The following is an 11,909-nucleotide window of genomic DNA, read 5'->3' on the forward strand; positions in this document are numbered from 1 at the left end:
GCCCCGTCCATGCCGCAACCGATTCGCCTCAAAGATCACGAGAAGGACGCCCGTCTGGTTCGCCAGCGCGTGATCGTGGGCGCGGCGGCGGTGTTGCTGCTGACTTGCGTGCTGATCGCCCGCCTCTATTACCTGCAGGTGATCCAGTACGACTACCACTCGACCCTGTCCGAGAATAATCGCGTCCACGTGCAGCCGATTCCGCCCACCCGCGGGCTGATCTTCGACCGCAATGGCGTGATCATCGCCGACAACCGGCCCAGCTTCAGCCTGAGCGTGACCCGCGAGCGTGCCGGCGACTGGGAGCAGACCCTCGACGTGATAGTCGAGGTATTGCAGCTGACCCCCGATGACCGTGCGTTGTTCGAGAAACGCATGAAGCAGGGGCGGCGCCCGTTCGAGCCGGTGCCCATCCTCTTCGAACTGACCGAGGAGCAGATCGCCCGCATCGCGGTGAACCAGTTCCGCCTGCCCGGGGTCGAGGTGGTGGCGCAGCTGGTGCGTCACTATCCGCAGGGCGCACATTTCGCCCATTCGGTGGGCTATGTCGGCCGGATCAACGAGAAGGAGCTCAAGCAGCTCGATCCGGTGAACTACAGCGGCACCCACCACATCGGCAAGACCGGCATCGAGCGCTTCTACGAAGACCAATTGCACGGCGAGGTGGGTTACGAGGAAGTCGAGACCAACGCTCGCGGCCGCGTATTGCGTGTGCTCAAGCGCACCGACCCGAAGCCCGGCAAGGACCTGGTGCTGACACTCGATGTGCGCTTGCAGGAGGCCGCGGAGCAGGCCCTGGCCGGTCGTCGTGGCGCCATCGTCGCTATCGAACCGTCCAGCGGTGACGTGCTGGCCATGGTCAGCCAGCCGAGCTTCGACCCCAACCCCTTCGTCACCGGCATCAGCTTCAAGGCCTATGCCGAGCTGCGTGATTCCATCGACCGGCCGCTCTACAACCGCGTGTTGCGCGGCCTGTATCCGCCGGGTTCGACCATCAAGCCGATGGTGGCCGTTTCCGGCCTGGATTCCGGCGTGGTGACCCCGGCCTCGCGGGTCTTCGATCCCGGCTTCTACCAGTTGCCCAACTACGATCACAAATACCGCAACTGGAACCGTTCCGGTGACGGCTGGGTGAACATGGAAACCGCGATCATGCGGTCAAATGACACCTACTTCTACGATCTTGCCCACAAGATGGGTATCGATCGCCTGCATGACTACATGAGCCGCTTCGGTTTCGGTCAGCGCGTGGCCCTGGATATGTTCGAGGAGTCCTCTGGCCTGATGCCGTCCCGCGAGTGGAAGCGCGCGCGCTACCGTCAGGCCTGGTTCCCGGGGGAAACGCTGATCCTGGGTATTGGTCAGGGCTACATGCAGGCCACCCCGCTGCAGCTCGCCCAGGCGGTTGCGTTGATGGCCAACCGCGGCAAGTGGATTCGCCCGCACCTGGCCAAGACCATCGAAGGCCAGCCGCCTTTGGACCCGAATCCGATGCCGGACATCGTCCTGCGTGACCCGAAGTACTGGGATGCCGGCCGCAACGGCATGGAACAGGTGGTCCATGGTGCCCGGGGTACGGCGCACAAGGTCGGTGCTACCTCCGTCTACCGTATCGCCGGCAAGTCCGGTACCGCCCAGGTGGTGGCCATCAAGCAGGGCGAGAAATACGACCGCTCCAAGTTGCAGGAGCGCCACCGCGACCATGCCCTGTTCGTGGCCTTCGCTCCGGCGGAGGACCCGAAGATCGCCGTGGCGGTGATGGTGGAGAACGGGGAATCCGGATCGGGTGTCGCCGCGCCGGTGGTCAAGCAGGTCATGGATGCCTGGCTGCTCGGTGAAGACGGCCAGCTGAAACCCGAGTTCCGACCGCCGCAGCCGCTGGCGGAACAGCAGAGCGCCAATCGATGAACAGCAACTTCGACCGCACCATCTCCCAGGAGGACGTGCTCAAGCGCCGCGCCACGCTGCTGCAGCGCCTGCACATCGACGGCTGGCTGCTGCTGATCATCCTGATGCTGGCCGCCGGCAGCCTGTTCGTCCTCTATTCGGCGAGCGGCAAGCACTGGGACCTGCTGATGAAGCAGGCCAGCTCCTTCGGCCTCGGCATCGGCGCGATGATCGTCATCGCGCAGTTCGAGCCGCGCTTCATGGCGCGCTGGGTGCCGCTCGCCTACGTGGTCGGGGTGGCGTTGCTCATGGTCGTGGAGATCATGGGGCACACGGCCATGGGCGCGACTCGCTGGATCAACATCCCCGGGGTGATCCGTTTCCAGCCCTCGGAGTTCATGAAAATCATCATGCCGGCGACCATCGCCTGGTACCTGTCGCGGCACAACCTGCCGCCCAAGCTCAAGCACATCGCCGTCAGCCTGGTGCTGATCGTCGTGCCCTTCGTGCTGATCCTGAAGCAGCCCGACCTCGGCACCGCGATGCTGATCCTGGCCTCCGGTGCCTTCGTGCTGTTCATGGCCGGCCTGCAGTGGCGATGGATTCTGGGTGCGGTGGCGGCCGTGATGCCGGTTGCCGTGGCCATGTGGTACTTCGTCCTGCACGACTACCAGAAACAGCGGGTACTGACCTTCCTCGACCCGGAAAGCGACCCGCTGGGCACCGGCTGGAACATCATCCAGTCCAAGGCGGCCATCGGTTCGGGCGGGGTGTTCGGCAAGGGCTGGCTGCTGGGCACCCAGTCGCACCTGGATTTTTTGCCCGAAAGCCACACGGACTTTATCATTGCGGTCCTCGGCGAAGAGTTCGGCCTGGTGGGCGCCTGCCTGCTGCTGTTGGTCTACCTGCTCCTGATCGGCCGCGGCCTGGTGATCACCGCCCAGGCCCAGACCCTGTTCGGCAAGCTGCTGGCGGGCAGTCTGACCATGACCTTCTTCGTGTACGTGTTCGTCAATATCGGCATGGTCAGTGGACTCTTGCCGGTCGTGGGGGTACCCCTGCCCTTCATTAGCTACGGCGGAACCCATCTGGTGACGCTGCTGTCTGGGTTTGGGGTGTTGATGGCGATCCATACCCATCGCAAGTGGATCGCCCAGGTTTGAAACGAGTGAGAGATTTGAAAGCACTGCGCACTTGGATGCGGTTGGGTGCCTCTGGGGCTGCCCTGGTCGGACTGCTGGGAGCAGCCGCACCGGCGCTGTCGGGGGATTACGAGGGATCGCCGCAGGTGGCCGAGTTCGTCGCCGAGATGACTCGCGACTACGGCTTCGCCGGCGAACAGTTGGTGGATCTGTTCCGTGAGGTGGAGCGCAAGCAGTCCATTCTCGACGCGATCTCCCGTCCCGCCGAACGGGTCAAGCCCTGGAAGGAATACCGGCCGATCTTCATCACGCCGGCACGCATCCAGAAAGGCGTGACCTTCTGGAACCAGCACGCCGACGCGCTGGCCCGTGCCGAGAAGGAATACGGCGTACCGGCCCAGGTGATCGTCGCGATCATCGGGGTGGAGACCTTCTACGGTGGTAACACCGGCAACTTCCGCGTGATAGATGCCCTGTCCACCCTGGGCTTCGACTACCCGCCGCGTGCCGACTTCTTCCGCAAGCAGCTCAAGGAATTCCTCCTGCTGGCCCGCGAGGAGCAGGTCGATCCGCTGATGCTCAAGGGCTCCTATGCCGGCGCCATGGGCCTGCCGCAGTTCATGCCGAGCAGCTTCCGTGCCTACGCGGTGGATTTCGACGGTGACGGCCATATCGATATATGGAACAACCCGGTGGACGCCATCGGCAGCGTCGCCAGCTACTTCAAGCGCCACGGCTGGGTGCATGGTGCCCCGGTGGTCAGCCGCGCCCAGGTTCGCGGTGAACGAATCGACGAAGGGTTGACCCAGGGACTGGACCCGGTGAAGAACGTCGGCGATCTTAGGGCGCTGGGCTGGGCAAGCGGTGACGCACTGCGCGATGATGTGCCGGTTACGGCCTTCAGGCTGGAGGGTGATGAGGGGGCGGAGTACTGGATGGGACTGCCGAACTTCTACGTCATTACCCGCTACAATCGCAGCGCGATGTACGCCATGGCCGTGCATCAGCTTTCCGAACTGCTGGTCAACGCAAGGGGCGGGCGTTAACCGATGCCACAACCGATAAGAGTCGCCGTATACGGCGCCGTAGCATTGTTGCTGGCCAGCTGCTCGAGCAGCCGGGCGCCGGAACCGATCCAGCCCGGCGGGCAGATCTCCGGCCCCGGCGACTACGCGCGTCCGCACAGGGACGGCGCGCCCTGGTGGGATGTCGATGTCTCGCGCATTCCCGATGCCGTACCCATGCCGCACTACGGCTCGGTGAAGGCCAATCCCTACACCGTGCTGGGCAAGACCTACTACCCGATGAACGATGCGCGCCGTTACCAGGCGGTGGGCACCGCGTCCTGGTATGGCACCAAGTTCCATGGCCAGGCCACCGCCAACGGCGAGGCCTATGACCTCTACGGCATGACCGCCGCGCACAAGACCCTGCCGCTGCCGAGCTACGTCCGGGTGACCAACCTGGACAACGGCCGTAGCGTGATCCTGCGGGTCAACGACCGTGGCCCGTTCTATTCCGACCGCATCATCGACCTCTCCTTCGCTGCGGCGAAAAAGCTCGGCTATGCCGAGTCCGGCACTGCCCGGGTCAAGGTCGAGGGCATCGATCCCCATGAGTGGTGGGCGGCCCAGGGCCGTCCGGTGCCCATGGTCCTGGCGCAGCCGAAGATGGCCGCCCAGCCGCAACCCAAGTCCCAGCCGGTCGCCCAGGTGGCCAGCGCGCCGATCGAGCAGTACACCCCGCCGCCGCAGCAACATGCCGCCGCCGTGCTGCCCGTGCAGATCGACGCAAAAAAAAACGATTCACTCGCAGCGTCTGGCCTGTATCTCCAGGTGGGCGCCTTCGCCAATCCGGACGCTGCGGAACTCCTCAAGGCCAAGCTGAGCGGGACGGTGACTGCCCCGGTCTTCATCAGCTCGGTCGTGCGCAACCAGCAGATACTGCACCGGGTACGCCTCGGGCCGATCGGAACTCAGGGTGAAGCCCAGCAGGTGCAGAACTCGGTTCGTTTGGCCAATCTCGGCCAACCCACCCTCGTGAAGCCGGACTGACGGCTTCGTTTTTGCCCGCAAGGGCCTGTTAGACCATTAGTTACATAGAGAGACGGATGAACATCTTCAGCTTCGCCAAACGCCTACTACTGCCCGCAGCCCTGCTCATCGTCGCGCCGGTCTCCATGGCGGCCCAGCAGATCATCCCGTCGCCGCCGCAACTGGCCGCCAAGTCCTATGTGCTGATGGACGCCCAGAGCGGCCAGGTGCTGGTGGAAAACAACGGCGACCAACGCCTGCCCCCGGCGAGCCTGACCAAGCTGATGACCGCCTACATCGCCACCCTGGAAATCCGCAAGGGCCAGATCGGCGAGACCGATCCTGTGACCATCAGTGAGCACGCCTGGCGCACCGGCGGTTCGCGCATGTTCGTCCAGGTCAACACCCAGGTGACCCTCAGCGACCTGCTGCACGGCATCATCATCCAGTCTGGCAACGACGCCAGCGTGGCTGTGGCCGAGCACATCGCCGGCAGCGAAGACGCCTTCGCCGACATGATGAACACCACCGCCGAGAAGCTGGGCATGACCGGCAGCCACTTCATGAACGCCACCGGCCTGCCCAACCCGGAGCACTACTCCACCGCCCATGACATGGCGACCCTGGCCCGCGCGATCATCTACGAAGATCCGGCCCACTACGCCATCTACTCCCAGAAGGAATTCTTCTGGAACAACATCAAGCAGCCCAACCGCAACCTGCTGCTGTGGCGCGACAAGACCGTCGACGGCCTGAAGACCGGCCACACCGACGAGGCCGGCTACTGCCTGGTGGCTTCCGCCGTGCGTGACAACATGCGCCTGATCGCCGTGGTGTTCGGCACCAACAGCGAACAGGCCCGCGCCGCCGAAACCCAGAAGCTGCTGACCTACGGCTTCCGCTTCTTCGAAACCCAGACCTTCTACCAGAAGGGCGCGGAGCTGGCCAAAGCCCAGGTGTGGAAGGGCTCGGCCCGTGAAATCAAGGCTGGCCTCGGCCAGGACCTGACCATGACCCTGCCGAAGGGCCAGATCAAGAAGCTGCAGGCCAACATGACCTTGAATCCGCAGCTGGTCGCCCCCATCAAGCAAGGCGACGTGATCGGCAAGGTGGAAGTCAAGCTGGAAGACCAGGTAGTCCACAGCGCCGACCTGATTGCCCTGGAGACCGTTGAGGAAGGTGGCTTCTTCCGCCGCCTGTGGGATAGCATCCGCCTGTTCTTCTACGGCCTGTTCAACTGACCTTCTGAGCCGACGCCTCGTGCCTTGCCTGGGCACGGGGTGTCCGCCTCGCGGATCACGAGTCCGCCGCTGCCATGACCGATACTCCTGACGTACAACCCCCGAAAATCGAATTCCCCTGCGAGCGCTACCCGATCAAGGTGATCGGCGATTCCTTCGATGGCTTCTCCGACCTGGTGATCGAAATCATCCAGCGCCATGCTCCCGATCTCGACGCCACCACCCTGGTGGTGCGTGACAGCCGCAACGGCCGCTTCCTCTCGGTGCAGGTGCTGATTACCGCTACCGGCGTCGACCAGTTGCAGGCCATCCATGTGGACCTGCGCGCCACCGGCCGCGTGCACATGGTGCTCTAGTGCCACCTGCCGAACTCATCGTGCGCCATCTGGGGTTGGTGGATTACCTGCCGACCCTCGAGGCGATGCGCCGCCTGACGGTCGAGCGCGACGAACGGACGCCCGACGAAATCTGGTTGCTGCAGCATCCCCGGGTGTTCACCCAGGGTCAGGCCGGCAAGGCCGAGCATCTGCTGGCGCCGGGGGACATCCCGGTGATCCAGGTGGAGCGCGGTGGCCAGGTGACCTACCACGGTCCCGGCCAGCTGGTGGCCTATCTCATGCTGGATCTGCGCCGCCTCGGACTGGGTGTGCGCGATCTGGTCACGGCCATGGAACAAAGCCTGGTCGATGTGATGGCCACCTATGGTGTCGAGGCCGCGCCCAAGGCAGACGCTCCCGGTGTCTATGTCGAAGGCGACAAGATCGCCTCGCTGGGGCTGCGGGTCAGCCGCGGCTGCTCCTTCCACGGCCTGGCGCTCAATGTGGACATGGACATGTCGCCCTTCTGGCGGATCAATCCCTGTGGCTACGCCGGGCTGAAGATGGTTCAGCTCAAGGACCTGATCGAGACGCCGCCACAGTTCGACGAGGTGGCACAGCGCCTGGAGCAGGCTCTGCGTCGGCGGCTGGGCTACACGCAGTAGAAGGACGTGCCCGGAAAGACGACGGCCCCCTCTCCCATCGGGAGAGGGGGCCGTTTCGTTCAGTCAGCTCGCGTCTGATTGCCCGCTGCGATCAACCCAGGTTGAGTGTCGGAATGATGCTCGAATCGAGGGGCTGGCCCGGTACCGGAACTGGCGCGGCCAGGCCCAGGTTGTTCTTCTCGAACACCCGGTCGGCCCGGTAGCTGGAGCGCACCAGCGGGCCGGCTGCGACTTCCATGAAGCCCTTTTCGAGGCCGATATCGCGGAAGCGGTTGAACTCCTCCGGGCTGACCCAGCGCTTCACGGGCAGGTGGTTACGGGTGGGCTGCAGGTACTGGCCGAGGGTGAGGATGTCGACGCCAATGGCGCGCAGGTCGTCCATGGTTTCGATGATTTCTTCGTCAGTCTCGCCCAGGCCCAGCATCAGGCTGGTCTTGGTCAGGACATCCGGGCGGTGGCGCTTGGCGTGCTCCAGCACGCGCAGGGTCTTCTCATAGCCGGCGCGTGGGTCGCGCACGACATGGGTCAGGCGCTTGACCGTTTCGACGTTCTGCGCGAACACCTCGAGGCCGGAGTCCACTACCCGTTCGATGGCTGCATGGTCGCCATTGAAGTCCGGGGTCAGGGCTTCCACGACGACCTGCGGGGTGTTCGCCTTGATGGCGCGTACGCAGGCGGCGTAGTGGCTGGCGCCGCCATCGTCCAGATCGTCGCGATCCACCGAGGTCAGCACGATGTAGCGCAGCGCCATCAGCTCGACCGACTTGGCGGTGTTCTGCGGCTCTTCCAGATCCAGCCAGCCATTGGGGTTGCCGGTGTCCACGGCGCAGAAGCGGCAGGCGCGGGTGCACACCGAGCCCATCAGCATGATGGTGGCGGTGCCGTTGGACCAGCACTCACCCATGTTCGGGCAGTGGGATTCCTGGCACACGGTGCTCAGCCGATGTTCGCCGACGTTGCGCTTGACCGCGTCGAAGCGGCTGCCGCCCGGTGCCTTTACCCGCAGCCACTTGGGTTTGGGCTCGAACACCTGGGGTTCGGCGGAATTGCGGCGCTTCTGGCCATCCTTGATCGCGGTGATGCCCTGCGCGGTGCGGAACTTTTCGCCGCTGGCGACGTGTTTGGACGAGTCTGTATCGGACATCGGAAATCTGGCTCCGCTGGTGGCTCCGTTGGCTGCCGCAGGGGCAAAAAGGGGTGGCGCAGTTTATCACAAAGGCGTTTGCACGAACCGGCGGCCGTCCGGAGGCGGGAGCCCGGGACGGCCGCCATGCAGGCGGGATTTCAGCGGCCTTCGCGCAACTGCCTGAGCAGCTCCAGGTTGGGGTAGCCGTCCGCTGGCCAGCCCAGGCGCTGTTGATAACCACGTATCGCCTTGCGGGTGTTGGCACCGATGATGCCGTCCGCCGCTCCCGGGTTGTAGCCGGCCGCGGTCAGCGACTCCTGCAGCTCTACCCGCTCGGTACGGCTCAGCGGGCGCTCGTCGCGGGGCCAGCTTCCGGTGAGCTGGCCACGGCCGTCGAAGCGTTCGCCCAGCAGGCTGACCGCCAGGGCGTAGGACGAGGAGTTGTTGTACTTGAGGATGGCCCGGAAGTTGTCCAGCACCAGGAACGCCGGGCCGCGATGGCCGGCCGGCAGCAGCAGGGACGCGGATTCGTTGGCCAGGCTCGTGGCCTGGGGGCCAGCTTGTACGCCCATGGTCTGCCACTGGGCCACGGATTTACGGATATCGCCGTCGGCATGGGCATAGTCGAAGCCATCGGGTAGCTGGACCTGGATCGCGGCAGGTTGGCCCTTGCGCCAGCCGGAGGCCTGCAGATAGTGGGCGGCGGAAGCCAGTGCGTCGGCCGAGGAGTTCCAGATGTCGCGGCGGCCGTCGCCGTCGAAGTCCACGGCGTGGGTGTTGTAAGTGGTGGGGATGAACTGGGTCTGGCCCATGGCACCGGCCCACGAGCCGAGCATGCTGCCGGGCTGGATGTCGCCGTGCTGGAGGATCTGCAGGGCGGCCAGCAGTTGTGCGTGGGCGAACTCGGGGCGGCGGCCTTCGTAGGCGAGGGTGGCCAGGGAGCGGATCACCGACTTGTCGCCCATGAACTGGCCGAAGCTGCTTTCCATGCCCCAGATGGCCACCAGGGGCTCACGGTCCACACCGAAACGCTGCTCGATGGCGCCAAGGGTCGTCGCGTTTTCCGCGATCAGGGCCTGGCCCTTGCGAACCCGGTAGGGCGAGATGGCGCCTTCCAGGTATTCCCACACCGGTCGGGTGAATTCGGGCTGGCTGCGATCTGCGGTGATCACGCTGGCGTCGGGTGTTACCCCGGCGAAGGCGCGATCGAAGGTGGCGGCATCGATGCCATTGGACAGGGCCTCGCGGCGGAATCCGTCACGCCAGGCGCTGAAACTGATGGCCGGCATCACCACTGGGGGCTGATTGGCCTGTGCGGGCGCTGGGGCGGTCCTGGTAGCCGGTTGGCTGGCTTGGGGCAAGGGCGCGGTAGCGGGTTTCTGGGCCGGAGCGTCGGCGCAGGAGCTGAGCAGGGTGAGGGCGGAGGCCACGGCCAGGCTGCGGAACATCGGGCCGGGGACGGGGGCATCGAACATACGCGAGTCTCGAAGCAGACGAATCGAGTCGCGACCTTAACATGTTCGAGCCTTTTCAGGCCGCCATAAGCGACGAAGCCTCCCAATCGTGGGAGGCTTCGCGGCGGTAACTTCCTTTGCCTTTCCGGGGCTTTTCCTGGCGGCAGCGGAAGAGTGGTTGGGCTACCAGGGATTTGGCGCGGTTGGGCGCACCTTGCTTGCGTTTCTTGGCCATGGCCGATCCTCGATTGGCGCCCGCATCAGCGCGGGCGAGCGCATCATCGGCTTCTGCTCAAAATTTGTCCAGTTATTCAGCGGATAGCGGCAGGCGCTGGCCGGCCAGCAGCAGGGCAAGGCGTGCGAGGCCGTTCCAGGGGTCGCCCGGCGCCTGGCCCTTGATCTGCGCGTCGATACGCTGGGCATCCTGCAGCAACTGGTTCCAGCGCGATGCCGGGTGGCGTTGCAGGGCGCGGGTGACCAGTGGACGGCGCTTGTCCCAGACCGGCGGGCGGGCCGCGGCAAAGGCCTTTTCCAGTGGCACGCCCTGGCTGTATTGCTGGGCCAGACCGGCCAGCAGGCGCAGCTCCCGTGCCAGCGCCCAGAGGATCACCGGCGGCTCCACCCCTTCACCGCGCAGGCCTTCCAGCGTGCGCAGGGTGTGGGCGGGTTCACCGTTGAGGGCGGCGTCGATCAGGCCGAAGACGTCGAAGCGAGCGCTGTCGGCCACCGCTGCCTGGACGGTCGCGGCATCCACCTGGCCACCTTCGGCCAGCAGTTTGAGTTTCTCGATTTCCTGGGCGGCGGCCAGCAGGTTGCCTTCGACCCGTGCGGCGATCAGGTCCACCGCTTCCTGGTTGGCAGCGAGGCCCGCCTGGGACAGGCGCTGGCGGATCCATTGCGGCAGGTTGTGGGACTCGATGGGCCAGATCTGGATGAACTGCGCGTCCGCCCCATCGATCAGCGCCTTGGCCCACTTGGTTTTCTGGGTGCTGCCGTCGAGCTTGGGCAGGCTCAACAGCAGCACGGTGTCTTCCGGCGGTCGGGACAGGTATTCCAGCAGCGCGGCAGCGCCCTTGTCCCCCGGCTTGCCCGAAGGCATGCGCACTTCCAGCAGACGCTTCTCGGCGAACAGCGACAGGCTGGCACCAGCTTCCAGAAGCAGGCCCCAGTCGAAGTTGGTTTCGGCGTTGAACACCTGGCGCTCGCTGAAGTCGCGGGCGCGGGCGCTGGCGCGAATGGCGTCGCAGGCTTCCTGGCAGAGCAGCGGCTCGTCGCCGCTGACGACGTAGACCGGTGCCAGAGGCCCCTGCAGGTGTTTACCCAGTTGTGCGGGGTTGAGTTTCATAGGCGCAAATAACTGGGGCCGCTGTGCGGCCCCGAGTGCTTACTGGATGGGCAGTTGCAGCGGCGATTGCTGCGGTTGCTGGGCCTTCTCGGCCTGGCGCGCGGCTTCCAGCGCTTCGGCTTCGGCCTTGGCCTTGGCTTCGGCGGCCTGTTGCAGCTTGTCGAGCTGGGTCGGGGTGATCAGCTGCAGGCGCATGATCATCTGCTGGACCATTTCCTGGCGCATTTCCTGGCGCAGCTGGGCCGCTTCCTGATCCGAGCCGATCAGGTTGTTGCTGTCATGCACGTAGTACTTCTGCACGGTCAGCTTGTCGTCCATCAGCAACAGGTCGTTGTTGCCGCGGATTTCGTACTGCAGGGTCTGGGTCAGCTCGTACTCGGCACTGCGGGCGCCAGTGGTGTAGCTGGCAGTGCGCTGGGTTTCGTCCTCACGGGCCAGTACCAGGGTGTAGGGTGCGCCGGCGTGGACATTCACGCCGTTGTCGACCAGGGCCTGGCGGACGGATTTGACGGTCTGGCCGTAGAGGTTGCGGGCAGTCACGTCCATTTCAGTCAGGGCGAACTTGGCTTCGCCGGTGCCGCGCAGGTGAAAGCCGCACGCGCTCAGCAGTACGGTGAGGCCCAGGACCAGCAGATTCCGTTTCATCATTTGTTGCTTTCCCCTTGCAAACAGTCCGGCGCCACTCCAGGAGGAGGGCGC

At 65.0% G+C, this 11,909-nt stretch carries 12 protein-coding genes; 7 read left to right on the forward strand and 5 right to left on the reverse strand.

Annotated features, from left to right (window positions below; translation table 11 throughout):
- Positions 1-9: 9 nt before the first annotated feature.
- The 7 genes from mrdA (at position 10) to lipB (ending at position 7,285) form a co-directional block, all read left to right on the forward strand.
- Positions 10-1,908, forward strand: a complete 1,899-nt coding sequence (gene mrdA / locus FXN65_RS03625) for a penicillin-binding protein 2 (RefSeq protein WP_151131691.1) — start codon at positions 10-12, stop codon at positions 1,906-1,908.
- Positions 1,905-3,050, forward strand: coding sequence for a rod shape-determining protein RodA (rodA, locus tag FXN65_RS03630; protein ID WP_151131692.1), 1,146 nt, complete (start codon positions 1,905-1,907; stop codon positions 3,048-3,050). The genes mrdA and rodA overlap by 4 nt, the downstream gene beginning before the upstream one ends.
- Before the next feature lie 35 nt (positions 3,051-3,085).
- Positions 3,086-4,075: a lytic murein transglycosylase B gene (mltB, locus tag FXN65_RS03635; protein ID WP_151138643.1), complete on the forward strand. Its 990-nt coding sequence runs from the start codon at positions 3,086-3,088 to the stop codon at positions 4,073-4,075.
- 3 nt (positions 4,076-4,078) lie between these two features.
- Positions 4,079-5,083, forward strand: a complete 1,005-nt coding sequence (locus tag FXN65_RS03640) for a septal ring lytic transglycosylase RlpA family protein (protein ID WP_151131693.1) — start codon at positions 4,079-4,081, stop codon at positions 5,081-5,083.
- Between the two features lie 56 nt (positions 5,084-5,139).
- On the forward strand, positions 5,140-6,303 hold the full coding sequence (locus FXN65_RS03645) for a D-alanyl-D-alanine carboxypeptidase family protein (protein ID WP_151131694.1): 1,164 nt from the start codon (positions 5,140-5,142) through the stop codon (positions 6,301-6,303).
- Positions 6,304-6,377: 74 nt separating this feature from the next.
- The gene (locus FXN65_RS03650) at positions 6,378-6,659 is read left to right on the forward strand and encodes a DUF493 domain-containing protein (RefSeq protein ID WP_151131695.1); all 282 of its coding nucleotides are present in this window, start codon (positions 6,378-6,380) and stop codon (positions 6,657-6,659) included.
- Between the two features lie 65 nt (positions 6,660-6,724).
- Complete coding sequence (lipB, locus tag FXN65_RS03655) at positions 6,725-7,285, forward strand: lipoyl(octanoyl) transferase LipB (RefSeq protein ID WP_394351296.1); 561 nt, start codon at positions 6,725-6,727, stop codon at positions 7,283-7,285.
- Between the two features lie 91 nt (positions 7,286-7,376).
- Here lipB and lipA read toward each other — a convergent pair whose 3' ends face one another.
- The 5 genes from lipA to FXN65_RS03680 form a co-directional block, all read right to left on the reverse strand.
- Positions 7,377-8,429: a lipoyl synthase gene (gene lipA, locus FXN65_RS03660; RefSeq protein WP_151131697.1), complete on the reverse strand. Its 1,053-nt coding sequence runs from the start codon at positions 8,427-8,429 to the stop codon at positions 7,377-7,379.
- 140 nt (positions 8,430-8,569) lie between these two features.
- Positions 8,570-9,886, reverse strand: coding sequence for a lytic murein transglycosylase (locus FXN65_RS03665; RefSeq protein WP_151131698.1), 1,317 nt, complete (start codon positions 9,884-9,886; stop codon positions 8,570-8,572).
- 55 nt (positions 9,887-9,941) lie between these two features.
- Positions 9,942-10,100, reverse strand: coding sequence for an alternative ribosome rescue factor ArfA (arfA, locus tag FXN65_RS03670; RefSeq protein ID WP_151131699.1), 159 nt, complete (start codon positions 10,098-10,100; stop codon positions 9,942-9,944).
- Positions 10,101-10,172: 72 nt separating this feature from the next.
- Positions 10,173-11,210, reverse strand: a complete 1,038-nt coding sequence (gene holA / locus FXN65_RS03675; RefSeq protein ID WP_151131700.1) for a DNA polymerase III subunit delta — start codon at positions 11,208-11,210, stop codon at positions 10,173-10,175.
- Between the two features lie 39 nt (positions 11,211-11,249).
- Complete coding sequence (locus tag FXN65_RS03680; protein WP_151131701.1) at positions 11,250-11,858, reverse strand: LPS-assembly lipoprotein LptE; 609 nt, start codon at positions 11,856-11,858, stop codon at positions 11,250-11,252.
- Positions 11,859-11,909: the final 51 nt, after the last annotated feature.

It is taken from the genome of Pseudomonas lalkuanensis (assembly GCF_008807375.1).
Lineage (GTDB): Bacteria > Pseudomonadota > Gammaproteobacteria > Pseudomonadales > Pseudomonadaceae > Metapseudomonas > Metapseudomonas lalkuanensis.

Coding starts and splice junctions, on each gene's coding strand:
- mrdA (WP_151131691.1), top strand. CDS start 10: ATGCCGCAACCGATTCGCCTCAAAGATCACGAGAAGGACGCCCGTCTG.
- rodA (WP_151131692.1), top strand. CDS start 1,905: ATGAACAGCAACTTCGACCGCACCATCTCCCAGGAGGACGTGCTCAAG.
- mltB (WP_151138643.1), top strand. CDS start 3,086: ATGCGGTTGGGTGCCTCTGGGGCTGCCCTGGTCGGACTGCTGGGAGCA.
- FXN65_RS03640 (WP_151131693.1), top strand. CDS start 4,079: ATGCCACAACCGATAAGAGTCGCCGTATACGGCGCCGTAGCATTGTTG.
- FXN65_RS03645 (WP_151131694.1), top strand. CDS start 5,140: ATGAACATCTTCAGCTTCGCCAAACGCCTACTACTGCCCGCAGCCCTG.
- FXN65_RS03650 (WP_151131695.1), top strand. CDS start 6,378: ATGACCGATACTCCTGACGTACAACCCCCGAAAATCGAATTCCCCTGC.
- lipB (WP_394351296.1), top strand. CDS start 6,725: ATGCGCCGCCTGACGGTCGAGCGCGACGAACGGACGCCCGACGAAATC.
- lipA (WP_151131697.1), bottom strand. CDS start 8,429: ATGTCCGATACAGACTCGTCCAAACACGTCGCCAGCGGCGAAAAGTTC.
- FXN65_RS03665 (WP_151131698.1), bottom strand. CDS start 9,886: ATGTTCGATGCCCCCGTCCCCGGCCCGATGTTCCGCAGCCTGGCCGTG.
- arfA (WP_151131699.1), bottom strand. CDS start 10,100: ATGGCCAAGAAACGCAAGCAAGGTGCGCCCAACCGCGCCAAATCCCTG.
- holA (WP_151131700.1), bottom strand. CDS start 11,210: ATGAAACTCAACCCCGCACAACTGGGTAAACACCTGCAGGGGCCTCTG.
- FXN65_RS03680 (WP_151131701.1), bottom strand. CDS start 11,858: ATGATGAAACGGAATCTGCTGGTCCTGGGCCTCACCGTACTGCTGAGC.